The organism is Streptomyces sp. NPDC029014, from assembly GCF_055564695.1.
The window spans coordinates 40,950-63,497 of record NZ_JBVHVT010000017.1 but is presented as its reverse complement, the minus strand read 5'-3'; the positions used below and the strand labels follow the sequence as shown (position 1 = coordinate 63,497).

The window sequence follows — 22,548 nt, the reverse complement described above, 5'->3', positions numbered from 1 at the left end:
TTGGGGATGCGGTGCGTGAGCGGCCGCTCAGCTGACGCCGGAGTCGAAGGCGTTGAGGATCTCGGCGGGGTGGGTCACCCGTTCCACCATGCCCTCGATGACCAGGGCCAGCACGGGGTGGTCGATCCCGCGCAGTGCGGCCAGGTCGTATCCGGACAGGTCGGGGAGGCGGGGTGCGCAGGCCGTCGGCCGGTCGGCGCCCGCCCCCGGGGCCGCGCCCGACTCCCCGGCCGGGACGCCGCCGACGGCATCCGCGCCGCGGCCCGTGCCGCCGTCCGCCTCCGTGTCCGTTTCCGTGTCCGTGTCCGTGTCCGTGTCCGTTTCCGTGTCCGTGTCCGTGTCCGTGTCGGTGTCGGTGTGGGTGCCGGGGTCCCTCTCCCCTTCCGTGCGCGCCGCAGCTTCCGTGTGCGGTGTCTGATGCCGGATCACCATGGGCTGCCCGTCCCCCTGTTGAGTCGCCGTGCCGAATCGCGTGTGGTGTCGCGTGTCGCGTTGTCCGATGGCCCGCCCGTTGAACGGGTTCCCGCGTGCGGGCCCTTCACGCCCCGGGCGCCGGCTTCACAGCCCGGCCTCCAGGGTGCGGACCCGGGAGGCCAGCGCCTCCCGGCGGTCCGCGGCCGCCTCCCCGAGCCCCCGCCACAGCTCCAGGGCGGACCGGTAGGCGTCGAGCGCGGCCCGGGGCCGGGCCAGCCGCTCCAGCACCCCGCCGCGCAGCTCCTGGACTCTGGCGGCGATCTCGACGGCCACCTCCCGGCGGTCCGCGCGGTCGGCCTCCAGGGCCGCCCGCCAGGCCCGCCGGTAGGAGTCGGCGGCCCGGTCGAGGCGGTCCAGGGCCCGGGTGTGGGCGTGGATCTCCTGCTGGACGTCACCGTGCTCCCGCCAGGCGCGGGCCTGCTCCAGCGGGCTGCGGCCGTGCCGGACGGCCAGCTCCAGCAGGTACTCGGCCTCCCGCAGGTCCACCACGTCGCCCTCGTAGCCGTGCCGCAACCGCAGTCCCGCCGCGAGCCGCACCAGCCGGTGCGCGGAGCGGGCGTCGGACTGCGGGACCGCGGCCCGGCTGTCGCGCAGCACCCGTACGGCCGCCGAGGTGAACCGCCGCCCGCCCGCGGCCCGGGCCCGCTCCAGGAGTACGTCGCCCCACTCGGGCAGCAGCTCCGCGTAGGCCTCCGCGTCACGGGGGATCAGCCGGCGGGCCCGCCCGTACGCGTCGGCCGCGTCCTCCAGCGCCGTCGGGTCGGCGTCCCGCGCGGAGCGGGCCCGGTGCACGCGGGCCAGGCACACCAGCGCGGCGAGCCGGAGCTCCGGGTCGCCGTCGGCCTCGGCCAGCGCCCGGGCCAGCTGGCCGGACGCCTCCTCCAGCCGGGCGGGCAGGTAGCGCAGGGCCGTGGCCAGGTCCACCCGCAGCCACGCGGTCCGCGCCCGGTCCCGGCCCGGCTCGGGAGCCGGCCCCTCGGGATCGGCCGGCCCCGGCCCGGATCCGGCCGCCACGGGCCGCCCGGTGGCCCGGGCGGGCACGTCGGCCCCGGCGGGTCCGGGCTCGGCTCCCGCCCCGGCGGGCCCGGCGGTCCCGGCGGCCGCGGTCCCCGTTACGGCTGCGTCCCGGGAGGGTTCCGGCGCCGGCCCCGGCGGTCCCGGTGGCCCCGGTGGGACCGCGCCGCCCGGGTCCGCTCCGGCGGCCGGGCCGGGTCCCGGCAGGGAATCCGCCCCGGCTCCCCCGGCCGTCTCCGGCAGCCCCGATGCCAGGTGTCCGGCGGCCTGTTCGGCCAGCGCGGTGCGTTCCACCGGGTCGGGGGTGCGGGGCAGCAGGGCCAGCAGCACCCGCCCCAGGGCCGGCCGCAGCACGCCCGTGTCGGGCCCGGCCCCGGGGCCGGCCAGGGCCTCCAGCACGGCCCGGGCCTGGAGCAGGGGTATCGGGTCGTCGCGCAGCTCGCCCAGCGCGACCAGGGCCCGGGCCTGCCGCACCGTGCAGTCCAGTCGCAGCCGCGCGTCGCCGTCCGGGGCGGCGGCCGCGGCCGCGAACTCCCGCTCGGCGGCGGCCAGCAGCTCCGCGGTCAGCAGTTCCGCGTCCGGCCGCTCGGCCGGCGCCGCCCGCGCCCGCTCGTACAGCACCCGGCCGCGCAGCGCCCGGGCGGGGGCGGTGCGCAGTCCGCCCACGGCCTGCTCGGCCTCGGCCAGCAGTTCCGGGTCCCGCTGCCGGGCCCACAGGCGCAGCAGCGCCCCGGCCAGCTCGCACTCGGCCTCACCGGCCGGGTCGTCGGGGCCGGCGGGGGCGGCCAGCGCGCGGCGCAGCACGGCGACGGCCTCGTACAGGCCGCGCTGGGCGCCGTCGCCCCCCTGTCGGTCCTGGGCGGCGAGCCGGTCGCGGGCCGTGCGCACCGCCCAGCCCCGCCCGGGCGGGGGCGCGGCGGGTTCGGGTCCGGCGGTGTCCTGGTCGGCGGGTCCGGGCAGGTAGCGGCGTACGACGCGGGCGGAGACCTCGGCGAAGGCCTGCGGGAGCGGCGCGGCGGGGACCCGCTCCTCGCCGCCCTCCTCGACCAGGGGTTCCCCGGTGAGCTGGGAGACGGCGAGCGCGGGGAAGTTGCGCACCCCGCGCCCGAAGTGCGCGAGGACGTACTCCGAGCAGTGCTTGAGGACGAGGGCGGCCTCGTCCCGGCCTAGCGGCCCGAGCAGGACGTCCTGGACGCCGGGGGTGAACTCGTACCACTCCCCCGGCGCCGGACCGCGCCGCAGCAGCCCGCTGAGCAGCACTTCCGCCAGGTCGGAGGGTTCGGAATCGGGCAGCATGGTGCGCTGGACGAGCCGCATCACGGGCAGGGTGAGCGGGGCGGCGGACAGGTAGACGGCGAGCTGTACGGCGCGCGGCGAGGCGGAGGAGTAGAAGCGGCGCACGAGTTCGCGGGGCGGCCGCACGGCCCGCGGCGGCGGGAGGGGCGCGGCGGGGTGGTCGGCGAGGACGCGGCCCACCTCGGCCGGTACGGGCCCGGTGCCGAAGCCGGCGACGAGGCGGGCCCAGGCGCCGAGCGCGGTGGCGTTCGGCGGGAGGACGGGGACGGTGAGGCCGCCGCGGAGCCGGCCGGGGCGGGCGGGCCGGTCGGGCCGGAACCTGAGTCTGCCGGCGCCGCCCTCGACCCGGGTGAGGGTGCCCCGCTCGGTCGGCAGCCAGCTGCGGTTCCACAGCCGCTGGGGCAGTGGCTGGACGACGACGCAGGGGGTGCATTCGGCCCAGCGGTGCAGGACCCGCTGGGCTTCGCCCTCCCGCCACAGCGGCCCGGCGCAGTCGGAGACGACCATGGTGAGGGAGCGTCCGCTGGGGTCGCGGAGCTGGTCGCCGGAGCGCAGCCGGGTGCCGGGGGCGGAGGCCTGGCCGAGGGCGGCGCGACCGTCGGCGAGCCGGTGCAGGTAGTGGACCTGTACGTCGCGGAAGGCGCCGAGGCGTTCGCAGACGCCGCGCAGTTCCTCGAACATGTCCTGCCACACGGCCATGGAGGGCGAGGTGTCCATCACGAGCCGGACGGTCGCCTCGCGGCGGCTCTCGGGCCGCAGGACGGGGATGACGAGGCCGAGGGCGCGGGCGCTGGCCTCGGCGGTGGCGGGTTCGTCGAGGACGAGCCGGGTCGGCGGGCCGGGCGGGCGGTGCCGCTGGAGGGAGCGCAGGGCGCGCTGTATCTCCAGGATCCGGGGCAGTGCGGCCGCGCCGGGGACGCGTACGGGCACGCCGGCTCCGCCGGGGAAGGCGGCGGCGTCCTCGGCGGCGGCGCCGCGCAGGCGGGCGGCGTAGAGCCGGACCGGGTCCTCGGACGGGTGGGCGGGCGGCGGGGGCCCTTCCTCGGGCGGCGGCTGGTCGCGCGGCGCGGGCCGGCGCGGGGGGCGGGCGGCGCCGGCCGGGGCTGCGGCGGGGACGGGCGGGCCGATGCGGCCGGCGAGCCAGAGCGCGTCGGCGAGCTCCTCGGCGGAGGGGTCGAGTCCGGCGGCGCGCAGCAGGCCGGCCAGGTCGCGGATCTCGGGGGGCGCGGGGGCGTGCTGCCCGGCCGGGGCGGGGGGTCCGGCGGGGCGTCCGGTCGGGGCGGGAGGGGTCGGCACGGGGGTCACCTCGGGCGGTCGAGGCGTTGGATGAGCAGGTCGGCGAGGTCCTCCCGGGTGGGCGGGGAGGCGTAGTGGGTGAGGTAGATGGCGTTCAGGAGCTGGTCGGCGGCGACGAGTTCGGACTGGGAGCGGCTGAGGAACTCGCGGATCAGGTCGGCGCCGAGCCGGGCGGCGTCCTCGCCGAGGTGGGCGCGGACCATGGTGGCGAGGCGTTTCTCGCCGGGCTGGCCGAGCTTGAGCTGGATGCAGCGGCGCAGCAGGGCGGCGGGGAAGTCCCGTTCGCCGTTGCTGGTGAGGATGATGAAGGGGAAGGCCCGGCAGCGGACGCGGCCGTCGCGGACGGTCACCTTGGCCCCGTCGTCGGTGAGGACCTGCACCTCGGGCTCGCTGTCGGCGACGCGTTCCAGTTCGGGCAGGGAGAACTCGCCCTCCTCCAGGACGTTGAGGAGGTCGTTGGGCAGGTCGATGTCGCTCTTGTCGAGTTCGTCGACGAGCAGGACGCGGGGCCGCCGGCCGGGCAGCAGGGCGGTGCCGAGCGGGCCGAGCCGGATGTACTTGCCGATGCCGGGCGCGCCGCCGGGGCTGCCGCCGCTGGCGGCGATCTGTACGTCCTGGAGCCGGGCGATGGCGTCGTAGCGGTACAGGCCTTCCTGGAGCACGGTCCGGGAGACGACGGGCCAGCGCAGCACCCGGCCGAGTTTGAGTTCGTGGGCGACGGCGTGGGCGAGGGTGGACTTGCCGGTGCCGGGGTATCCGGTCACGAGCAGCGGCCGGCGCAGGTAGAGGGCCGCGTTGATGGCCTCCAGCTCCTCGGGCTCGGGCCGGTGGAGTTCGGCGGCCTGCCGGTGCGCGCCGAGCCGGCGCGCGACGTTGCCGTCGGCGGTGGCGGCCGGTAACGGGGGTTCGCCGACCGGCCCGCCGTCGAAGTCCCGCCAGGGTGGTGGGTCGGGCAGGGTGTCGATGCCGTCGTGGGGTTCGCCGACCCCACGGTAGATGAGCCATTCCTCGTTCACGTCCGTCCCCTCCCGGGTCCCCTCCCGCGGGTCCCCTCCCGCCCGTCACAGGTCCCCCTGCAGCGGCTCTTCCTCGGGCAGGGCGCGGGCCGGGTCGTCCCAGACGAGGGCCATCCCGTTCGCCCAGTAGGCGTCGGGGTCCGCCCCGTGGGCGCGGGCCCGCAGCGCCTGCAGCCGCACCGGCAGTGGTGCGCCCCGCCCGGCCTCGGTCAGTTCCTCGCGCAGTCCGCGGTGGAACGGCGCGCAGGACTCCCCCGGGTCGGCCGGGGGCCGCCGGGTGACCGCCACCCCGTACCCGGCGTCGCGGACCGCGTACAGGGATCCGCGGGTGGGTTCCGCGTCGGCGGTCCGGCAGTGCACCGGCACGGTGTTGTCCGCGAGTCCGTCCAGCCAGGCGGGGGACGGGCTGCGGGGCCGGCCGCGGGCGCAGTCGGCGCGTTCGTCCAGAAGCGGCCCCGCCTGGACGCGGGCCCAGCGGTCGGCCCTGCGGTGGGCGGCGTCGGCGTCGGCGGGGTGCGCGCCGTCGCCTCCGGCGGGGTGGCGCAGCACGACGGGCCGCTGGACGCCGAGCGGGACCCGCCCGGTGAGGACCCAGGTGTCCACCGGCAGTCCGAACAGTTCGGGGGCCACGGCGACTTCGAGGACGGCGGCGGCCTCGTGGGTGTCGCAGCGGCGGAAGGCCTCGGCGAGGGCGTCGCGCACCGCCTCCGGCAGCCCGGCCCGGGTGGCGCGGACGCCGGAGCCGACGGGGGTGACCCGGCCGGGGTGGGCGGGGCCGGCGAGGACGGAGACGCGCCAGTCGTAGACGTCCTCCCAGCCGTGGGCCCAGGCCTCCAGCAGTACGGAGGGCCCCTGGGGCAGGGGGCCTCCGGGCCGGCCGTGCTGCTGGGGGCCCTGGGCGCCGTACGCGGCGCGGGCGCGGCGGCGGCGTTGCCGTTCGGCGAGGCCCTGGTCGCGGCGTTCGCCGAGTTCCCGGCGCAGGGGCCGCCAGAGCCGTTCGGCGGTGGCGCGGACCCAGTCCCACAGTTCCTCGTCGGCGCCGGGGGCGGGCGGCTCGCGGAAGTCGGCGACGCTGACGTCGGTGGCGTACCGCAGCATGGCGGCGGCCTCGCCGGCGCCGCCGGGCGGGTCGTGGAGCATGCCGAGGCCGTCGCGCCAGCTGAGCGGGGCGGGCAGGGCGGGGTCGGGTTCCTCGCCGCGGGCGGCCTCGACGAGGGCGCGGACCGCCTCGGAGGACGGGGGCGGCGGCAGTTCGGCGAGCAGCCCGCACAGGGTGGTGCGCTCGGCGGGGGTCAGCCGGCCCGCCGCGGTGTACGGGGCGCCGGAGCCGGGGAGCGGGGCGGGGCCGGCGGTGGCGGCCCGGGCGGCGCCGAGGGCGCCGAGTTCGCCGTGCAGGTCGGTCCAGGTGCGGCGGGTGTCGAGGTCGCTGAGGTGCTGGTCGTAGTGGTAGAGGTCGTGGGCCTGCATGACCCGGCGGTAGAGGCCGACCTGGCCGGTGGCGGCGAGGGGCAGGGTGCGCAGCTGGATGACGGAGACGGCGAGTCCGCCGCCGCCGGTGTGCCGGCGGGCCTTGACGACGCCGACGACCTCGCCGTTGGCGAGGTCCACGACGGGGCCTCCGGACATGCCGGGTTCGATCTCGTCGTCGTCGCCGAGGCGCAGGGCGGCGCCGCCGGCCGCGGTTCCGCGCAGCCGGGTGGTGCGGCCGGTGATCTCGGGGGTGCCGAGGTCCTCGGTGCAGCCGAAGTAGGCGACCTCGTCGAGGCGCGGCCGGGCGCGGTCGGTGAGGCGTACGCAGGTGTGGGAGACGGGGGCGAGGACGCGGACGAGGGCCAGGTCGGGGAGGTCCCACAGGGCGCGGCGGGCGGGCCGGCGCTCTTCGAGCCGTTCGGGCAGGACGCACTCGACGCGGCCGGTGACGGTCCCGGTGCTGCGGGGGCCGGAGGAGAAGGTGATGCCGAGCTCACGTCCCGCGAGACGCACCGCAGCACCCCCTTCGCCGACGACGTGCGCGCAGGTCAGGACCCAGCCGGGGGCGATGAAGAAGCCGCTCCCCCAGGTGGGGCCGGTCCCAGGGGGTGCATACCCGTCGGGGGCGGCGTGGACGCGTACGGTCGCGGCCTGGACCAGGGGTTCGAGGAGTTCGTAGGCGCGTGCGGTGCCGTCGGTGCGCGCGTCTGGCATCCCCCGCCCCTCTCGCGATTGGAAAGGCACTCCAGGCTAGCGCCGGGGCCGGTCGGAGGGGAGGTCTCGCCGGTTATGCGGATTATCCTGGCGGGAAACATCCGCATGCACATCTTCATCACGGCACGGAGCCCGACTTGTACTTCACCGATCGCGGCATCGAGGAGCTGGAGAAGCGGCGCGGCGAGGAGGAGGTCACTTTCGAGTGGCTGGCCGAGCAGCTGCGTACGTTCGTCGACCTGAACCCGGACTTCGAGGTCCCGGTGGAGCGGCTGGCCACGTGGCTGGCGCGGCTGGACGACGAGGACGACGAGGACGAGTGAGACCGGCGGGACCTGCGGCGCGAGCGCACGGGGCCCGCTGCGGCGGGGGGGGGGGGGGGGGGGGGGGGGGGGGGGGGGGGGGGGGGGGGGGGAGGGGGGGGGGGGGGGGGGGGGGGGCCGGGGGGGCCCCCCCCCCCCCCCCTCCGGCGTCATGGGGGAGGCGCGCCTCAGGCGGCCTTGGTCTCCCAGAAGATGCGGTCGATCTCGGCGATGAGGTCGAGGGCCTTCTGGCCGGTCGCCGGGTCGTTGGACGCCTTGGCGGCCGAGAGGGCCTTCAGGGTGTCGTTGACCAGGGTGTGCAGCTGCGGGTACTTCTCGAAGTGCGGCGGCTTGAAGTAGTCGCTCCACAGCACCGAGACGTGGTGCTTGGCGAGCTCGGCGCGCTGCTCCTTGATGGTGATGGCGCGGGCGCGGAAGTCAGCGTCCTCGTTGGCCTGGTACTTCTCCTGGACGGCCTTGACCGACTCGGCCTCGATGCGGGCCTGGGCAGGGTCGTACACGCCGCACGGCAGGTCGCAGTGGGCGGAGACCTTCGCCTTGGGGGCGAAGAGGCGGGAAAGCATGGAGATTCTTCCTCCTCGTGATCGTCTTCTCAAGGTGGAGATTACTCCGTGGCACAGCGGATTTCGCGAGCGGCCCCATGGGCTTAGGACAAAAGTCCAGGGCGGGTCGTGCCGTGGTGAGCGAACGTACGGCGGGGTGCGGCAGCATGCCCGGTGAGGAACGAGCGGGCGAGGAGGTCGCGGATGGCGGGCAGGACGGCGGGTAGGGGCGGCTCCCGGTTCGAGGTGCTGGAGGTGACGGGGCCGTCGATGGCGCCGACCCTGCTGCACGGCGACCGGCTGGTGGTGCGGTACGGGGCCGTGGTCCGGCCGGGTGACGTGGTGGTGCTGCGCCATCCGTTCCAGCAGGACCTGCTGGTGGTGAAGCGGGCGGTGGAACGGCGGCCGGGCGGCTGGTGGGTGCTCGGGGACAACCCGTTCAACACGACCGGCGACAGCACCGACTACGGGGCGGTGCCCGAGGACCTGGTGCTGGCGACGGCGGTGCTGCGGTTCCGGCCGCGCCCGGAGGATCAGAGCTCGCTGAGGGCGCGGCTGTCCTGGGCGGCCTCGGCGCTGCGGCCGCTGTGGGCGGACGCCTCGGCCTCCAGCCGCTTGCGGGCGCGGTAGGCGGCGACGTTCGCCCGGGTGGCGCAGCGGTCGGAGCAGTAGCGCCGGGAGCGGTTGGTGGAGGTGTCCAGGTAGGCGTTGCGGCAGGGCGGCGCCTGGCACAGGCCGAGGCGGTCGGGGCCGTGCTCGGTGAGGTGGAACGCCAGCCCGAAGGAGGCGATGGCGGCGTAGCCCGCGGAGGCGTTCGAGGGGTGGTCGGCGAGGTGGATGTGCCACTTGGGGGTGCCGTCCTCGTCCAGGGTCTCGTGGCCGGAGACCTGGGGGCTGACCGGGAACTCCATGAGCAGGGAGTTGAGCAGGTCGACCGCGAGGACGTGGTCGCCGCCGTCGGCGGCCTCGAAGACGGCCCGGAGCCGGCCGCGGACGTTGCGGAAGCGGGTCACGTCGGTGTCGGTGACCCGGCGGGCCATCTGCGTGCTGGCGCCGAAGAGGGCGCGCACGGCGTCGACCGAGGTGAGGGCGTCCTTGTTGCGGGCCGGCTCCTCGGTGTTGACCAGGCGCACGGCGAAGTCCGAGTAATGGGCCAGTTCCACTTGTAGTCCTTACGGATGCAGATTAGGGTCCGGGTAACAGCTGCTACGTATTCGAGGGTATTACGGGTGGAGGGGTTCGCGATGACGCGCACGGCGACCGACTGGCAGGCCTGGCAGGACAGCTGGGACCGTCAGCAGGAGGCGTACATGCCGGACCGCGAGGAGCGGTTCCGCGTGATGCTGGACATGCTGGAGGCGTTCGTCGGCCCCACCCCCCGGGTGCTGGATCTGGCGTGCGGTACGGGAAGTATTACGGACCGCGTCCTCAAGCGGTTCCCGGGCGCGACGAGCACGGGCGTGGACCTCGACCCGGCGCTGCTGACCATCGCGCGCGGCCACTTCGCCGGCGACGAGCGGGTCACGTTCGTCACCGCCGACCTCAAGGACCCCGACTGGACGGCGGCGCTCCCCCACGGCACGTACGACGCCGTACTGACGGCCACCGCGCTGCACTGGCTGCACAGCCCGCAGCTCGCGACCCTCTACGGGCAGCTCGCCCCGCTGGTGCGCGAGGGCGGGGTCTTCATGAACGCCGACCACATGCCCGACGCCTCGACCCCGCGGATCAACGGGGCCGACCGCGTCGCCCGGCACGCCGCCCTGGACCGGGCCCGCGCGGCCGGCGCCCTGGACTGGGCGGGGTGGTGGGCGGTCGCGGCCGCCGACCCGGTGCTCGCCGAGCCCACCAGGCGCCGCTTCGAGATCTACGGCGAGCACGCCGACGGGGACACCCCGGACGCGGCCTGGCACGCCCGGACCCTGCGCGGGGCCGGCTTCGCCGAGGCGCGCGCGGTCTGGTGCTCCCCCTCCGACTCCCTGGTCCTCGGTCTGAAGTAGGAGTCCCCGCAGGAGAGCGAGAACCCGCGCAACGCGGGAGGGGCGGTACGGGATTCCGTACCGCCCCTCCCGGGGTGTCGGGCGCCGGCCCGGCCGGCTCAGAGCACCTTGGACAGGAACGCCTTCGTCCGGTCGTGCTGCGGGTTGCCGAGGACCTCGCGCGGGTGGCCGGACTCGACCACGACGCCGCCGTCCATGAAGACGAGGTTGTCGCCGACCTCGCGGGCGAAGCCCATCTCGTGCGTGACCACGACCATGGTCATGCCCGACTCGGCCAGGTCCCGCATGACGTCGAGGACGTCGCCGACGAGCTCGGGGTCGAGCGCCGAGGTGGGCTCGTCGAACAGCATCAGCTTCGGCTCCATGGCCAGCGCACGGGCGATCGCCACGCGCTGCTGCTGGCCGCCGGAGAGCTGCGAGGGGTAGTTCCCGCCCTTGTCGCCGAGGCCGACCCGGTCGAGCAGCTTGATGGCGCGCTCGCGGGCCACCGCCTTGGACTCGCGCTTGACCATCACCGGCGCTTCCATGACGTTCTCGATGGCCGTCATGTGCGGGAAGAGGTTGAAGCGCTGGAAGACCATGCCGATGTCCCGGCGCTGGGCCGCGACCTCGCTGTCCTTCAGCTCGTAGAGCTTGTCGCCCTTCTGGCGGTAGCCGACGAGCTCGCCGTCTACGTACAGCTTGCCGCCGTTGACCTTCTCCAGGTGGTTGATGCACCGGAGGAAGGTCGACTTGCCCGAGCCCGAGGGGCCGATCAGGCAGAACACCTCACGCGGGGCGACCTCCAGGTCGATGCCCTTGAGGATGTGCGCAGCGCCGTAGGACTTGTGGACGCCCTCGGCCTTCACCATGGCAGTCGTCATCAGGCCACCGCCTTGCGGTTCGAGAAGCGGGAGATGTTCGCCTTGAGCTTCTGCCACGGCGTGGGCGGCAGGGTGCGCAGCGCACCGCGGGCGTAGTGCCGCTCCAGGTAGTACTGGCCGATCGAGAAGACGCTGGTCAGCGCCAGGTACCAGATGGACGCGACGAAGAACATCTCCATCACCGCGAACGAGGTGGACGCGATGTCCTGGGCGGCCCGCAGCAGGTCGAAGTACTGCACGGCCACGACCAGCGACGAGGTCTTGAGCATGTTGATGAACTCGTTGCCCGTCGGCGGGACGATCACGCGCATGGCCTGCGGGAGAACCACGCGGCGCATGGTCTGCGTCTGGGTCATGCCCAGGGCGTGCGAGGCCTCGGTCTGGCCCTCGTCGACGGACTGGATGCCGGCGCGGACGATCTCCGCCATGTACGCGCCCTCGTTCAGGCCGAGGCCCAGCAGGGCGGCCAGGAACGGCGTCATGACCTGGGTCATCTCGTCCTTGTAGAACCCGAGGTTCAGGATCGGGAAGATCAGGGCGAGGTTGAACCAGATGAGGAGCTGGACGTACACCGGGGTACCGCGGAAGAACCAGATGTAGAACCAGGCGATCGTGCTGGTCACGGGGTTCTTCGAGAGCCGCATCACCGCGAAGACGACACCGAGGACCAGGCCCAGCGCCATCGAGGTGACGCTGATCCAGATGGTGTTGCCGACGCCCTTGATGATCGTGGGGTCGAACAGCTTCTCGGGCACGGTGGCCCAGCGCACGTTGCCCTGGGAGAAGGCGTAGATGAGCGCTGCGGCGAGTGCGAGGACGACCACGGCGCTGATCCACCGGCCGTAGTGGCGCACCGGGATGGCGCGGATCGCCTCGTGGGGGACGGCCCCGGCCGGCGGGTTGTCCGCCGGGCCGGAGGCCTTGTCGAGCTTGTCAGTCACAGTGACTGCCCTTCGATGGTGCAAGGAAGACGAAGTACGAGGGGAGTACTCCGCGGGGTCACTGGCCGGCGTTGACCTTGGCCTCGGTCACGGCGCCGGAGCCCGCGTTCCACTTGTCCAGGGCGGCCTTGTAGGTGCCGTCCTTGATGATCGCGTCGAGCGCCTGCTGGAGGGCGTCGCGGAGCTCGGTGTTCTTCTTGTCCACGGCGATGCCGAAGAGGCCGGCGTCCGTCGGGTCGGCGATCGCCTCGAAGTCGTTGCCGCCGCCCGCGGTCTTCGCGATGTACGCGGCGACCGGGGAGTCGTTCAGGTCGGCGGCGGCGCCACCGGCCTTCACGCGGGTCTGGGCCTCGGCGTCGGTCGGGAAGGACTCGATGCCGAGCTCGCCCTTGCCCTCCGACTTGCACTTCTCGGCCAGGTCCTTGGCGGCCTGCTCGTAGGTGGTGCCGCGCTGGACGGCGACCTTCTTGCCGCACAGGTCGGCGAGGGTCTTGAGGCCCTCCGGGTTGCCCTTCTTGACCAGCAGGGCCGTGGAGGAGGTGAAGTAGTCGACGAAGTCGACGCCCGCACCGGTCTTGTTGCCCTTGTCGTCCAGGCCCTCCTGGCGGGCCTTGGTGTCGCTCAGCGAGGACATGACCACGTCGCTGCGGCCGGTCTGCATGCTGCCGATCAGGGTGTCGAAGGTGCCGGACTCGAACTTGAACTGCACACCCAGCTGCTTCGCCAGCGCCGCAGCGACGTCGGGGTCGACACCGACGATCTTGCCGCCCTCGGTGAACTCCATCGGGGCGTAGGTCGCGTCCGTACCGACCTTGATCACGCCCGCGTCCTGGATCTTCTTCGGGAGCTTGGCGAAGAGCGGGGCGGAGCTGTTCGCGGCCTGGCCCGACGGGGTCGTGGAGGCCTTGTCGGTCTGGTCGCCGCAACCGGTCAGGATCAGGGCGCCGGCGACCGCGATCGCGCCGACCGCGGCAATCCGGGACCGGGCGGCGGTCGTACGACGGGTGGTGCTTGCGGTCATGAGCTGGTTCCTCCGGCTGACTGGTGAAGAGCAAGCGAGAGCGGTCGGGCACACACCTTCGAGTGTCGCGACCTCGTGTGAATCCGCATCTTGCCATTCGGACTGACGCATTCAGGCAGTTCGTCAGGTCAAAATCGGATAACGGGTGTCCCGGAGTGTCCAACTTGCCTACGGGAAGCGCGCCGGTGGACCGAAGAAACGGCTGTGACCTGGCGTTTTTACTGGATGATTTACGGCTCGTCTCGCCTATTGGACAGAGCCGTTTGGACCTTTCGCCGAAATCGGGACAAGAGCCCTCCAGTACCGCGGGAAGCGACTCGTCTGGGTGAGCGTTCTTCAGGTACAACGGATCCTTACACCCCTCATCCGGGGCTCAGGGCGCGCGTGCGGCGCGCCCCGCGCGTACGAGCCTCCCCTTCGCGGAGACGGGCCAACCGTCGATGCGGAGTACGTACGCGGTGCCCGCCCACCCCTTAACCAGGAGTGGCCACCCTCAACGACAGAAGACTTAAGGGGTCTAGAACAGTGGCAGCGGAGATCGTCAATCCTCGCAGCGACAGCGATACGGACAACAACCCCGACGCGGTGTTCGCACTGCACCGGGGCGGCAAGATGGCCATCCAGGCCACGGTGCCGGTCCAGAACAAGGACGACCTGTCCCTCGCCTACACGCCCGGCGTGGCAAAGGTCTGCACCGCGATCGCGGAGCAGCCCGACCTCGTCAACGAATACACATGGAAGTCCAACGTGGTCGCCGTCGTCACCGACGGCACGGCCGTGCTCGGACTCGGCGACATCGGTCCCGAGGCCTCCCTTCCGGTGATGGAAGGCAAGGCCATCCTCTTCAAGCAGTTCGGTGGTGTGGACGCGGTTCCGATCGCGCTCGCCACCAAGGACACCGACGAGATCGTGGACACCGTCGTCCGCCTCGCGCCCTCCTTCGGGGGGGTGAACCTGGAGGACATCTCGGCGCCGCGCTGCTTCGAGATCGAGCGCCGCCTCCAGGAGGCGCTCGACATCCCGATCTTCCACGACGACCAGCACGGCACGGCCATCGTGACGCTGGCCGCCCTGCGCAACGCCGCCAAGCTCACCGGGCGCACGCTCGGCGACCTGCGCGCCGTGATCTCGGGCGCCGGCGCGGCGGGCATCGCCATCGCCAAGATCCTCGTGGACGCGGGCATCGGTGACGTGTGCGTCACCGACCGCAAGGGCGTCGTGTCCGCCGACCGCGGCGACCTGACGGACGTCAAGGCCGAGATCGCGGGCCTGACCAACCGGTCCGGGATCACCGGCTCGCTGGAGCAGGCCCTGGCCGGCGCGGACGTGTTCATCGGCGTCTCGGGCGGCACGGTGCCCGAGGAGGCGGTGGCCTCGATGGCGAAGGAGTCCTTCGTCTTCGCCATGGCCAACCCGAATCCTGAGGTCCACCCGGACGTCGCGCACAAGTACGCGGCGGTCGTGGCCACGGGCCGCTCGGACTTCCCGAACCAGATCAACAACGTGCTGGCCTTCCCGGGCATCTTCGCGGGCGCCCTCAAGGTCCGCGCCGCCCGAATCACCGAGGGCATGAAGATCGCCGCTGCCGACGCCATCGCCGGTGTCGTGGGTGACGAGCTCGCCGCCGACTACGTGATCCCGTCGCCGTTCGACGAGCGGGTCGCGGACGCGGTGGCGGCCGCGGTCGCGGCTGCGGCCAAGGTCGACGGCGTGGCCCGACTGGGCTGACGGTACCGCTGTGCGTGAAGGGGCCCGGCCGGAGCGATCCGGTCGGGCCCCTTCACGTGCGGGCCCACCCGCGGGCGCACCCTCCCCGCCCCCGAACCGGGAGGGGTCGCGCCGCGTCGGCGAGTTGTGCGAGGCACGCCTCGGAAGAGGGGGGCGGCCTGAATGACAGGCTCATGACGAGCCGCCGCCTGGCCTGAATACTACCCCTCCGCCAGGCTTGATCTTGTCATTCCACTTAGTGCTTTCTGCGACACAAGACCGCAGGTACAGCGCGTAGTTGAGTGCATGACGGACAGTTCCGTTCATGATCCAAGCACCCACTGTTCACCACCTTCCCGGACGCGGGGCGACGCAGCTTCGGTTCCCGGGTCCGACCTGCGGTCCGAACCTTTCTCGGGGCCGGCGGGTGCGACGAAGACCTCACCGACCGAAGGCACGTCAGGGGTGGCCGGCCGGGCTACCGGGCGGTAGCGTCGCCGCATGTTCGCTGCCTACGCCGCCCGAATCGACCGTGACCAGCCGCTGAGCGGCCTTGAGCTGGGCGAGCGCCCGGCCCCCGAGGCCCGCCCCGGCTGGGTGACCGTGAACGTCAGGGCCGCCTCCCTCAACCACCACGACCTCTGGTCGCTGCGCGGGGTCGGCCTCGCCGAGGACAAGCTCCCGATGATCCTCGGCTGCGACGCCGCCGGCATCGACCAGGACGGCAACGAGGTCGTCCTGCACTCCGTGATCGGCCAGAGCGGCCACGGCGTCGGGCCGGACGAGCCCCGGTCCATCCTCACCGAGCGCTACCAGGGCACCTTCGCCGAGCAGGTCACCGTCCCCGCGTGGAACGTGCTGCGCAAGCCCGCCGAGCTGTCCTTCGAGGAGGCCGCATGCCTTCCCACGGCCTGGCTGACGGCCTACCGGATGCTCTTCACCAACGCGGGCGTCCGGCCCGGCGACTCGGTCCTGGTGCAGGGCGCGGGCGGCGGGGTCGCCACCGCGGCCATCGCCCTCGGCAAGGCGGCGGGCCTGCGGGTCTTCGCGACCAGCCGGGACGAGGCCAAGCGCGAGCGGGCCGTGGAGCTGGGCGCCGTGGAGGCCTTCGAGCCGGGCGCGCGGCTGCCGCAGCGGGTGGACGCGGTGATCGAGACGGTCGGCGCGGCCACCTGGTCGCACTCGGTCAAGTCCCTGCGCCCGGGCGGCACCCTCGTCATCTCGGGCGCCACCAGCGGCGACCGCCCGGCCCACGCCGAGCTGACCCGGATCTTCTTCCTGGAGCTCAAGGTGGTCGGCTCCACGATGGGCTCCAAGGACGAGCTGGAGGACCTGCTGTCGTTCTGCGCGGCGACCGGGCTGCGACCGGTGATCGACGAGGTACTGCCGCTGGACCGGGCCCGCGAGGGCTTCGAAAAGCTCGCCTCCGGCGACCTCTTCGGCAAGGTCGTCCTGACCGTGTGACGCCCCGGGGTCCCGCCGCGCCACGCGTCAACAAAGGTTGACACCCTGAGGGTGTCAACCTACATTGACATGCATGACGGAAGCGACCGATCTCGCCGAGCGGGCCGGCGACCGCGACCCCCGTGTGGGCCTGCGCGCCGTCGCGGCGCTCCGGCGGCTGCTGGAGCAGCTGGAAGCCGTACAGGTGCGCAGTGCCCGCGCACAGGGGTGGTCCTGGCAGGAGATCGCGGCCGAGCTGGGCGTCAGCCGGCAGGCCGTGCACAAGAAGCACGGGAGGGCCTGATGTTCGAACGCTTCACGCGGGACGCCCGGGACGTCGTGACCGGCGCCGTGGCCGAGGCCCGGCGGTCCGGGGACACCAGGGTCACCGAGGAGCACCTGCTGCGGGCGCTCCTGGAGCGGGGCGTGCTGGACGGCCTCGGCGTGGACCGGGCCGCCGTGGCCGCGGACCTGGCGGCGGCCCGCCGCCGGGGCGGCATGACCCGGGCCGACGAGGAGGCCCTCGCCGGGCTCGGGATCGACCTCGCCGAGGTCGTCTCCCGCGTCGAGGAGGTCCACGGCGCGGGCGCGCTGGCCGCCGCCGCACCGCGGCGGCGGACCCTGGGGTCCTCGCTGCGCTCGGCCCTGGGCCGCCCCGAGCCGACCGCCCGCCACGTCCCCTTCGGCGAGGGCGGCAGGAAGACCCTGGAGCAGTCCCTGCGCATCGCGGTCGGCCGCCGGGAGAACCACATCACCGCCCTGCACCTGCTGCTCGCCCTGCTCTCCCGGCCGGGCACGGCCGCCGAGGTGCTCGCCGACCACGGAGTCACCTACGCGGCGGCGGAGGCGGGACCGGCCGTCTGAGGCCGTGCGTACGCGTGCCCCCTCCCCCCGTGGGAGGGGGCAACGCGCGACGGCGCGCCGCGGGCGCTAGCGGGACGGCTTCAGGGTGGCCGCGATGCGGTCGGCCGCGGTGGCCAGGTGGGCCCGGGCCTGCGCCAGTTGGTCCGCGGTGACGCCGTGGTCGCGGGCCGTGTCGCGGACGTCGTCGCGGAAGCGGTCCAGGAGCCGGTCCAGGTCGCGGGCCGGGTCGCCGGTGGGCGCGAGGTCCTCGGCCCAGCGCGGGCGCGGGCCGGCGTCCGTGACGGGGGCGTCCGCGGTGGCGGCCGACGGGCCGGCCGCGGTGCCGCCCAGCCAGCTTCCGGCCAGGCTGCCGAGGACCCCGCCGGACTTGGCGAACTGCTCCTGGAGCTGGCTCGCGATCCGCATGACCTCCTCGCGGGCCCGCTCCTGCGCCTCCTTGGCCTGGCGGCGGGCCTGCTGGGCCTCTTCGCGGGCCCGGCGGCTCTCGTCCTTCGCCCGGCGCGCCTGCTCCTTCCACTCCTGTCTCGCCCGGCGCAGCTCCTCCTTGGCCGCCGCCCAGGACTCGTCCTCCACCCGGGTGGCCGAGGCGGAGGCCGCCGCCTGCATCTCGCGCCGCAGGGCGCCGGCCGCCCCGCGTACGTCGTCGCGGATCTCGGCGGCCAGTTCGGAGACCGAGTCGCGGATCTCCAGCTCCAGGTCGGCGAGTTCCCCGCCGCGGTCGGCCAGTTCGGCGCGACCGGCGTCGGTGATGGAGTACACCTTCCGCCCGCCCTCGGTGGCGTGCGTGACCAGCCCCTCCGCCTCCAGCTTGGCCAGGCGCGGGTACACCGTGCCCGCGGAGGGCGCGTACAGGCCCTGGAAGCGCTCCTCCAGCAGGCGGATCACCTCGTAGCCGTGGCGCGGGGCCTCGTCCAGGAGCTTGAGCAGGTAGAGGCGGAGACGTCCGTGGGCGAAGACGGGCGGCATGTCAGAGCACCTTCTTGTCGAGCACGAGCGGGGTGGCCGGGGGGTCGGCGGGCGGCCGGCGCAGCAGGGCGATCGAACCGGAGACGGTGGTGGCGCGTAGGCTCCCGGTGCCCGCGCCCAGGGTCCCGGTGATCCGCTTGGCGCTCATCTGGCCGGAGACCCGCAGGTCCTCGAAGGCGTTGGAGACGCCGCCGGTGGCGGTGTTGGCCTCGACCCGCGCGTCGGTCGGGTGCGGCAGGCGGATCGCGAGCTGGCCGGAGACGGAGTTCAGGGCGATGTCCACGCCGGCGGGCGCCGCCGGGTCCGCGTCCAGGTCGATCAGCATGTCGCCGCTGACCGAGTCGGCCCGTACGGTAAGGCCCGCGCCGTCGACCACGGTCAGCTCGCCGGAGACCGAGCGGAAGCCGAGCTCGCCGGTGACGGACTGGGCCTCGACGTTGCCGGAGACGGTGTGCGCGCAGACCCGGCCGGACAGCCCGACCAGGGTGGAGTCCCCGGAGACGCCGTTGACGTCGGTGCCGCCGCGGATGCCGGAGACCACGGCGGCGGCGCTGACGGCGGCCACGCGCACCCGGGTGGCGGCGGGGACGGTGAGGGTGACGGTGGCGCTGCGCTCCCAGGCCTTGCGGCCCTCCTCGTTGGAGCCGGTCCAGGCCTTCCAGGGCTTGGACTCGAACCACTTCTTGAAGCCCTGCGAGCCGTTCCAGGGCAGGTCCTCGTAGGAGAGGGTGAGGGTGCCGCCCTCCTGGACCACGAACAGGGGCGGGCCGTCGACCGCGGTCGCCTCCAGGCGCGCCGGTCCCTCGTCGGCGACGACGTTGACCGTGCCGCCGACGAGGCGGACGCGCAGCTCGGTCACCGGCTCGTCGAAGGCGAGCTTCTGCGGTTCACCCACCGACCAGGTCTTCTGCTCTGCCATGGCGTCGCTCCTCCTCGGTAAGGACGCGGCACGCAACATATCGCGTCTTCTGAACAACACGATATATCGCGGTCCGTCGAAGTCAAGGGCGCGGCCACCGGCGGCATGCCGAAGCACCCGGCGCCGGTCCGCGGCGTCGGTACGGGGCAGGGCTTGCGGGGCGGGGGCGAGGGTGGGGGCGGCCGCGGGCTACGAAGCGGCCAGCAGGGGGCTCGCGTGGTGGTGCAGCCAGGCCCGGTACGGCGGGGCGTTCAGGGCGGCCTCGCGGTAGGCGGCGCGGAGGTCCTCGTAGGCCTCGGCGTACTCGCCGGGCCGGGTCGCGAGCAGCAGCCGGACGGCCAGGGGGTCGCCGGCGAGCGGCCGGATCGCCATGTCGGTGCGCGGCCCGGAGGTGGGCTGGCAGGGGGCGACGGCCTCGCCGGAGACGATCAGCGAGGCCGCGGTGTGGTAGTCGGCGTGCAGGACGGGCGGGTCGACCCCGGCCTCGGCGAACACCCGCCGCAGGCCGTCCCATTCGCCGTCCACCGAGGGGTCCACGGTCCACCGGTCCTCGGCGAGGTCCTGCAGCTCGACCACCGGACGGGCGGCCGCCGGATGGTCCAGGGACATCGACACGAACTGCGGCTCCCGCTCCATCAGGACCCGCACCTCCAGGCCGGGCGGCACCCTGAGCGGGCTGCCCTCCACCTCGTGGACGAACGCCACGTCGAGCTGGTCCGCGACCACCATGCGCAGCAGGGCGTTCGGGGAGCCGTCGACGACCAGCGAGGTCTCGGCGTCGGGCCACCGCCGGTGCAGCCGGCGCAGCCAGCCGGGCAGGGCGCGACTGGCCGTCGAACCGATCCGCAGCCGCGGCCCGCGGGCCGCCGCCCGGGCTTCGGCGACGAGGGCGGCCATGCCGTCGACGAGCGGGCGGGCCCGGCCGAGCACGGTCCGGCCGAAAGGAGTGGGTCGGCATCCGGTCCGTTCGCGCAGGAACAGCTCGCCGTCCAGGGCGCGTTCGATACGGCGCAACTGGGTCGTCAAGGAGGGCTGGCTCACGCCGAGCTGCCGCGCCGCCTTGTGCAGGCTGCCGGCGTCGGCGATGGCGCACAGCGCGCGCAGATGCCTCACCTCGAGCTCCATGTCCCGAGGGTAGGTCGGCCCCTGCACACTTCACCAGCCACTGATACCCCACCGAATCACGCCATTCTCAAGGATGTTGGCTCGCCGTCACCCTCCCGATAGCACGGTGTTATCGCTGGCTGACATCATCCGCCGGCCCCTCCGACTCCCGCAGACTCCGGTACCGAACGACCCACCCCCCGCACCGGATTGAGTAGGAGCCCCCCACATGCGCCACTCCCGTATGCCCCGGAAGAGCCTGCCCGCCGCCGCCGTCGGTCTGGCCCTCGCCGCCGCCCTCGGTGGTTTCGCCCCCACCGCCAGCGCCGCCTCCGCCCCGGCCGGCAGCGCCGAGTCCTACGCCGCGTACGAGCGCTCGCAGGAGAACCAGGCCGCCAACAAGGCGTTCTTCGAGGCCGTGCAGCGCTCGGTGGCCGAGCAGCGCGCCGCGAACCCGGGCGCCCTGGTCGTGACGGTCACGTACAACACCCGCAACGCGCCGAGCTTCCGCTCCCAGATCGCCCGCTCCACCCAGATATGGAACGGCTCGGTCTCGAACGTGAGGCTCCAGGAGGTCTCCTCCGGCGGGAACTTCGCCTACTACGAGGGCAACGACTCGCGCGGCTCGTACGCGAGCACCGACGGGCACGGCCGCGGCTACATCTTCCTGGACTACCGGCAGAACCAGCAGTACAACTCCACCCGCGTCACCGCGCACGAGACCGGCCACGTGCTGGGCCTGCCCGACCACTACTCCGGCCCCTGCTCCGAGCTGATGTCGGGCGGCGGCCCGGGCACCTCGTGCACCAACGCCAACCCGAACAGCGCCGAGCGCGCCCGGGTCAACCAGCTGTGGGCCAACGGCTTCGCCGCCTCGGGCCTGGGCACCAAGAGCTGACACCCGGCCCGCGGCCGTACCCGAACGGGGCCCGCTTCCCGGTCCCGCGCGGATCCGCCCGGATCCGCGCGGGAGCCTCCCGGGACGGTGGCGCCCCGTTCCCGGCGCCCGGGGCTAGGCCGCCCCGGGCGCGTAATCCCGGCAGTCCGGGTTCCGGCAGGGACCCGGCACCCATTCCGGGATGAAGATCCCGAGCGCCTTGCGCCGCCTGACGAGCGTGTCGACGGGGAGCCCGCAGGCCGCGCACGAGCGCTGCTCGTGCCCGGCGTGCGGGGCGACCACCTCGTGCCCGTGCGGCGGGTGGCGCTCGGACTGTTGCTGTTCACCGGCCATACCTCCACGGTAGGCCGGTTCCGTGCGTTCGGCGGGGTTCAGCGCTTGCGCGCGTAGGTGGTGATCGTCTGGCCGCCGCCGCAGGCCATGAAGCCGGTCTGCTCCAGCTCCCGCAGCCCGAAGCCGGCGCGGGACATCGGCATGCCGGACCCCAGGAACACCGGGTAGGTCTTGACGACGAACTCGTCGATCTCCTCGACCAGCTGCCCCGCCAGGTCGGCGCCACCGCACAGCCAGATGCCGAGGCCCGGCTCCGCCTTCAGCTCGCGCACCCGGGCCACGACGTCGCCGCTGATCAGCTTCACCGCCGGGTCGGGCGGGGTGACGAGGGACCGGGAGACCACGTACTGGTCGAGGTGGGCGTACGGGCTGGTCATGCCCGCCTTGAGGCCCGGTTCGTAGGTGGCGCGGCCCATCAGGACGGCGTCGAAGTGGCGGGCCTCGAAGTCCTCGGGGATGCCGAACAGCCCGCGGGCCGGCTCGGGCAGGGTCTCGGGGTACTCCGCCGCGAGGGTGGCGCGGTACTCGGCGTCCAGCCAGTCGTTGAAGAAGTCGGCGCTGCCGTCCGGGTCTCCGATGAAGCCGTCGACGGAGGTGGCGATGAAGTAGGTGAGCTTGCGCAAGGGTTCTCTCTCGTCTTCGTCGGTGGGCGCCCCGCACGGGGGTTCGCCCCAAAGTACTCCGCGTGAAGTGGTCAGGCCGCCGTCGTCGGCTGCGGCTTGCGCCACATCGGCCACATCAGCGGCCCGTCCGGCAGCTGCACCGCCTCGCCCGTGAACTCCCAGCCGAGCCGCTCGTACAGCCGCATGCTCCGCTCGCTGCTCGCCTCCAGGTACGCGGGCACGCCCTCCCGGTCGCAGCGGTCCAGGACCGGCCGCATCAGCTCGGTCCCCAGCCCCCGGCCCTGCCACCCGGGGGCGACCGCGATCATCAGCAGGTACTCGTGCTCCTCGGCCGTCGGGTGCACCGCCCCCGTCAGCCGGCCGACCAGCTCGCAGCGCTCGTTGTCCGGGTCGGCCGCCGCGCGCATCCGGGCCGGGACGTCGTCCTCGGCGGCCCCGTCCTCAGGCTCGCCCGCCGGGATCCGCAGCCACAGGGCGGCCGCCGAGCCGTCCGCGGCGTAGTCGATCCGGCCCTCCTCCAGCGCCACGTCGACGAAGACCCCGAGGAAGGCGCCGTGCACGGCGGCCCGGTGCTCCGGATCGGGGAAGACCCAGCTGCTCACCGGGTCCTCGCGGAACGCCTCGTCGAGCAGCCGTGCCACCGCGTCCCGGTCCGACCGGCCCGCCCGGCGTATCTCCAGCACCACTGGTCACACCCTTCGCTCACGTGTTCAACAACCGC

At 73.9% G+C, this 22,548-nt stretch carries 23 protein-coding genes; 8 read left to right on the top strand and 15 right to left on the bottom strand.

Annotated features, from left to right (window positions below):
• Positions 1 to 27: 27 nt before the first annotated feature.
• The 4 genes from fxsA to ACZ4VL_RS11940 all read right to left on the bottom strand — a co-directional run bounded on the left by fxsA (position 28) and on the right by ACZ4VL_RS11940 (position 7,280).
• Positions 28 to 432 (bottom strand): FxSxx-COOH cyclophane-containing RiPP peptide, encoded by a 405-nt coding sequence (fxsA, locus tag ACZ4VL_RS11955; RefSeq protein WP_468198719.1) that lies wholly within the window; start codon positions 430 to 432, stop codon positions 28 to 30.
• A gap of 126 nt (positions 433 to 558) precedes the next feature.
• Positions 559 to 4,080, bottom strand: coding sequence for an SAV_2336 N-terminal domain-related protein (locus ACZ4VL_RS11950; protein ID WP_468198717.1), 3,522 nt, complete (start codon positions 4,078 to 4,080; stop codon positions 559 to 561).
• 5 nt (positions 4,081 to 4,085) lie between these two features.
• Positions 4,086 to 5,096, bottom strand: coding sequence for an AAA family ATPase (locus ACZ4VL_RS11945; RefSeq protein WP_468198715.1), 1,011 nt, complete (start codon positions 5,094 to 5,096; stop codon positions 4,086 to 4,088).
• 45 nt (positions 5,097 to 5,141) lie between these two features.
• Positions 5,142 to 7,280 (bottom strand): VMAP-C domain-containing protein, encoded by a 2,139-nt coding sequence (locus ACZ4VL_RS11940; protein WP_468198714.1) that lies wholly within the window; start codon positions 7,278 to 7,280, stop codon positions 5,142 to 5,144.
• Between the two features lie 137 nt (positions 7,281 to 7,417).
• Here ACZ4VL_RS11940 and ACZ4VL_RS11935 point away from each other — a divergent pair, with 137 nt between their 5' ends.
• Positions 7,418 to 7,603, top strand: coding sequence for a DUF6104 family protein (locus ACZ4VL_RS11935; protein WP_010061466.1), 186 nt, complete (start codon positions 7,418 to 7,420; stop codon positions 7,601 to 7,603).
• A 167-nt stretch (positions 7,604 to 7,770) separates the two neighbouring features.
• On the opposite strand, the gene sodN is transcribed toward ACZ4VL_RS11935, so the two are convergent.
• Entirely contained in the window at positions 7,771 to 8,166 is a 396-nt protein-coding gene (gene sodN / locus ACZ4VL_RS11930) for a superoxide dismutase, Ni (RefSeq protein ID WP_048475438.1), read from the bottom strand.
• 183 nt (positions 8,167 to 8,349) lie between these two features.
• On the opposite strand from sodN, the gene sodX reads away from it, so the two are divergent.
• Positions 8,350 to 8,775, top strand: coding sequence for a nickel-type superoxide dismutase maturation protease (gene sodX / locus ACZ4VL_RS11925; RefSeq protein ID WP_468198711.1), 426 nt, complete (start codon positions 8,350 to 8,352; stop codon positions 8,773 to 8,775).
• On the opposite strand, the gene ACZ4VL_RS11920 is transcribed toward sodX, so the two are convergent.
• Complete coding sequence (locus ACZ4VL_RS11920; RefSeq protein ID WP_468198709.1) at positions 8,679 to 9,308, bottom strand: CGNR zinc finger domain-containing protein; 630 nt, start codon at positions 9,306 to 9,308, stop codon at positions 8,679 to 8,681. The genes sodX and ACZ4VL_RS11920 overlap by 97 nt on opposite strands.
• An 81-nt stretch (positions 9,309 to 9,389) precedes the next feature.
• On the opposite strand from ACZ4VL_RS11920, the gene ACZ4VL_RS11915 reads away from it, so the two are divergent.
• A complete protein-coding gene (locus ACZ4VL_RS11915) occupies positions 9,390 to 10,145 on the top strand; it encodes a class I SAM-dependent methyltransferase (protein ID WP_468198707.1) in 756 nt (251 codons plus the stop codon).
• Between the two features lie 98 nt (positions 10,146 to 10,243).
• Here ACZ4VL_RS11915 and ACZ4VL_RS11910 read toward each other — a convergent pair whose 3' ends face one another.
• Genes ACZ4VL_RS11910 through ACZ4VL_RS11900 form a run of 3 tightly spaced genes read right to left on the bottom strand, consistent with a single transcriptional unit; the run spans position 10,244 to position 12,970 of the window.
• Complete coding sequence (locus ACZ4VL_RS11910) at positions 10,244 to 11,008, bottom strand: amino acid ABC transporter ATP-binding protein (protein ID WP_468198705.1); 765 nt, start codon at positions 11,006 to 11,008, stop codon at positions 10,244 to 10,246.
• Positions 11,008 to 11,949, bottom strand: coding sequence for an amino acid ABC transporter permease (locus tag ACZ4VL_RS11905; RefSeq protein ID WP_468198703.1), 942 nt, complete (start codon positions 11,947 to 11,949; stop codon positions 11,008 to 11,010). Before ACZ4VL_RS11905 ends, ACZ4VL_RS11910 begins: the two co-directional genes overlap by 1 nt.
• A 58-nt stretch (positions 11,950 to 12,007) precedes the next feature.
• Positions 12,008 to 12,970 carry an ABC transporter substrate-binding protein gene (locus ACZ4VL_RS11900; RefSeq protein WP_468198701.1) on the bottom strand — a complete coding sequence of 321 codons (963 nt, stop codon included), beginning with the start codon at positions 12,968 to 12,970 and terminating at the stop codon, positions 12,008 to 12,010.
• 525 nt (positions 12,971 to 13,495) lie between these two features.
• Between ACZ4VL_RS11900 and ACZ4VL_RS11895 the strand changes: the two genes are divergently transcribed.
• The 4 genes from ACZ4VL_RS11895 (at position 13,496) to ACZ4VL_RS11880 (ending at position 16,984) form a co-directional block, all read left to right on the top strand.
• Positions 13,496 to 14,698 carry an NAD(P)-dependent malic enzyme gene (locus tag ACZ4VL_RS11895; protein ID WP_468198699.1) on the top strand — a complete coding sequence of 401 codons (1,203 nt, stop codon included), beginning with the start codon at positions 13,496 to 13,498 and terminating at the stop codon, positions 14,696 to 14,698.
• Between the two features lie 480 nt (positions 14,699 to 15,178).
• A complete protein-coding gene (locus ACZ4VL_RS11890; protein WP_468198696.1) occupies positions 15,179 to 16,141 on the top strand; it encodes a zinc-binding dehydrogenase in 963 nt (320 codons plus the stop codon).
• A 73-nt stretch (positions 16,142 to 16,214) separates the two neighbouring features.
• Positions 16,215 to 16,424: a helix-turn-helix domain-containing protein gene (locus tag ACZ4VL_RS11885; protein WP_054220957.1), complete on the top strand. Its 210-nt coding sequence runs from the start codon at positions 16,215 to 16,217 to the stop codon at positions 16,422 to 16,424.
• On the top strand, positions 16,424 to 16,984 hold the full coding sequence (locus tag ACZ4VL_RS11880; RefSeq protein WP_468198694.1) for a Clp protease N-terminal domain-containing protein: 561 nt from the start codon (positions 16,424 to 16,426) through the stop codon (positions 16,982 to 16,984). Before ACZ4VL_RS11885 ends, ACZ4VL_RS11880 begins: the two co-directional genes overlap by 1 nt.
• Before the next feature lie 66 nt (positions 16,985 to 17,050).
• Here the strand turns inward: ACZ4VL_RS11880 and ACZ4VL_RS11875 are convergent, their stop codons facing one another.
• From ACZ4VL_RS11875 to ACZ4VL_RS11865, 3 genes are all read right to left on the bottom strand, one after another.
• Positions 17,051 to 17,950, bottom strand: coding sequence for a PadR family transcriptional regulator (locus tag ACZ4VL_RS11875; RefSeq protein WP_468198692.1), 900 nt, complete (start codon positions 17,948 to 17,950; stop codon positions 17,051 to 17,053).
• A 1-nt stretch (position 17,951) separates the two neighbouring features.
• Entirely contained in the window at positions 17,952 to 18,869 is a 918-nt protein-coding gene (locus ACZ4VL_RS11870; protein ID WP_468198689.1) for a DUF4097 family beta strand repeat-containing protein, read from the bottom strand.
• Between the two features lie 189 nt (positions 18,870 to 19,058).
• A complete protein-coding gene (locus ACZ4VL_RS11865) occupies positions 19,059 to 19,994 on the bottom strand; it encodes a LysR family transcriptional regulator (RefSeq protein WP_468198687.1) in 936 nt (311 codons plus the stop codon).
• Positions 19,995 to 20,202: 208 nt separating this feature from the next.
• Here ACZ4VL_RS11865 and snpA point away from each other — a divergent pair, with 208 nt between their 5' ends.
• Positions 20,203 to 20,871: a snapalysin gene (gene snpA, locus ACZ4VL_RS11860; RefSeq protein ID WP_468198684.1), complete on the top strand. Its 669-nt coding sequence runs from the start codon at positions 20,203 to 20,205 to the stop codon at positions 20,869 to 20,871.
• Positions 20,872 to 20,985: 114 nt separating this feature from the next.
• Here snpA and ACZ4VL_RS11855 read toward each other — a convergent pair whose 3' ends face one another.
• The 3 genes from ACZ4VL_RS11855 to ACZ4VL_RS11845 form a co-directional block, all read right to left on the bottom strand.
• Positions 20,986 to 21,204, bottom strand: coding sequence for a hypothetical protein (locus ACZ4VL_RS11855; protein WP_468198682.1), 219 nt, complete (start codon positions 21,202 to 21,204; stop codon positions 20,986 to 20,988).
• A 38-nt stretch (positions 21,205 to 21,242) separates the two neighbouring features.
• Entirely contained in the window at positions 21,243 to 21,827 is a 585-nt protein-coding gene (locus ACZ4VL_RS11850; RefSeq protein WP_404233949.1) for a dihydrofolate reductase family protein, read from the bottom strand.
• Between the two features lie 71 nt (positions 21,828 to 21,898).
• Positions 21,899 to 22,513, bottom strand: a complete 615-nt coding sequence (locus ACZ4VL_RS11845; RefSeq protein WP_468198678.1) for a GNAT family N-acetyltransferase — start codon at positions 22,511 to 22,513, stop codon at positions 21,899 to 21,901.
• Positions 22,514 to 22,548: the final 35 nt, after the last annotated feature.

Bases quoted from the DNA above. Each gene is read 5' to 3' on its own strand.
- fxsA (WP_468198719.1), bottom strand. From the start codon at position 432: ATGGTGATCCGGCATCAGACACCGCACACGGAAGCTGCGGCGCGCACG.
- ACZ4VL_RS11940 (WP_468198714.1), bottom strand. From the start codon at position 7,280: ATGCCAGACGCGCGCACCGACGGCACCGCACGCGCCTACGAACTCCTC.
- sodN (WP_048475438.1), bottom strand. From the start codon at position 8,166: ATGCTTTCCCGCCTCTTCGCCCCCAAGGCGAAGGTCTCCGCCCACTGC.
- sodX (WP_468198711.1), top strand. From the start codon at position 8,350: ATGGCGGGCAGGACGGCGGGTAGGGGCGGCTCCCGGTTCGAGGTGCTG.
- ACZ4VL_RS11915 (WP_468198707.1), top strand. From the start codon at position 9,390: ATGACGCGCACGGCGACCGACTGGCAGGCCTGGCAGGACAGCTGGGAC.
- ACZ4VL_RS11910 (WP_468198705.1), bottom strand. From the start codon at position 11,008: ATGACGACTGCCATGGTGAAGGCCGAGGGCGTCCACAAGTCCTACGGC.
- ACZ4VL_RS11900 (WP_468198701.1), bottom strand. From the start codon at position 12,970: ATGACCGCAAGCACCACCCGTCGTACGACCGCCGCCCGGTCCCGGATT.
- ACZ4VL_RS11890 (WP_468198696.1), top strand. From the start codon at position 15,179: ATGTTCGCTGCCTACGCCGCCCGAATCGACCGTGACCAGCCGCTGAGC.
- ACZ4VL_RS11885 (WP_054220957.1), top strand. From the start codon at position 16,215: ATGACGGAAGCGACCGATCTCGCCGAGCGGGCCGGCGACCGCGACCCC.
- ACZ4VL_RS11880 (WP_468198694.1), top strand. From the start codon at position 16,424: ATGTTCGAACGCTTCACGCGGGACGCCCGGGACGTCGTGACCGGCGCC.
- ACZ4VL_RS11875 (WP_468198692.1), bottom strand. From the start codon at position 17,950: ATGCCGCCCGTCTTCGCCCACGGACGTCTCCGCCTCTACCTGCTCAAG.
- ACZ4VL_RS11870 (WP_468198689.1), bottom strand. From the start codon at position 18,869: ATGGCAGAGCAGAAGACCTGGTCGGTGGGTGAACCGCAGAAGCTCGCC.
- ACZ4VL_RS11865 (WP_468198687.1), bottom strand. From the start codon at position 19,994: ATGGAGCTCGAGGTGAGGCATCTGCGCGCGCTGTGCGCCATCGCCGAC.
- snpA (WP_468198684.1), top strand. From the start codon at position 20,203: ATGCGCCACTCCCGTATGCCCCGGAAGAGCCTGCCCGCCGCCGCCGTC.
- ACZ4VL_RS11855 (WP_468198682.1), bottom strand. From the start codon at position 21,204: ATGGCCGGTGAACAGCAACAGTCCGAGCGCCACCCGCCGCACGGGCAC.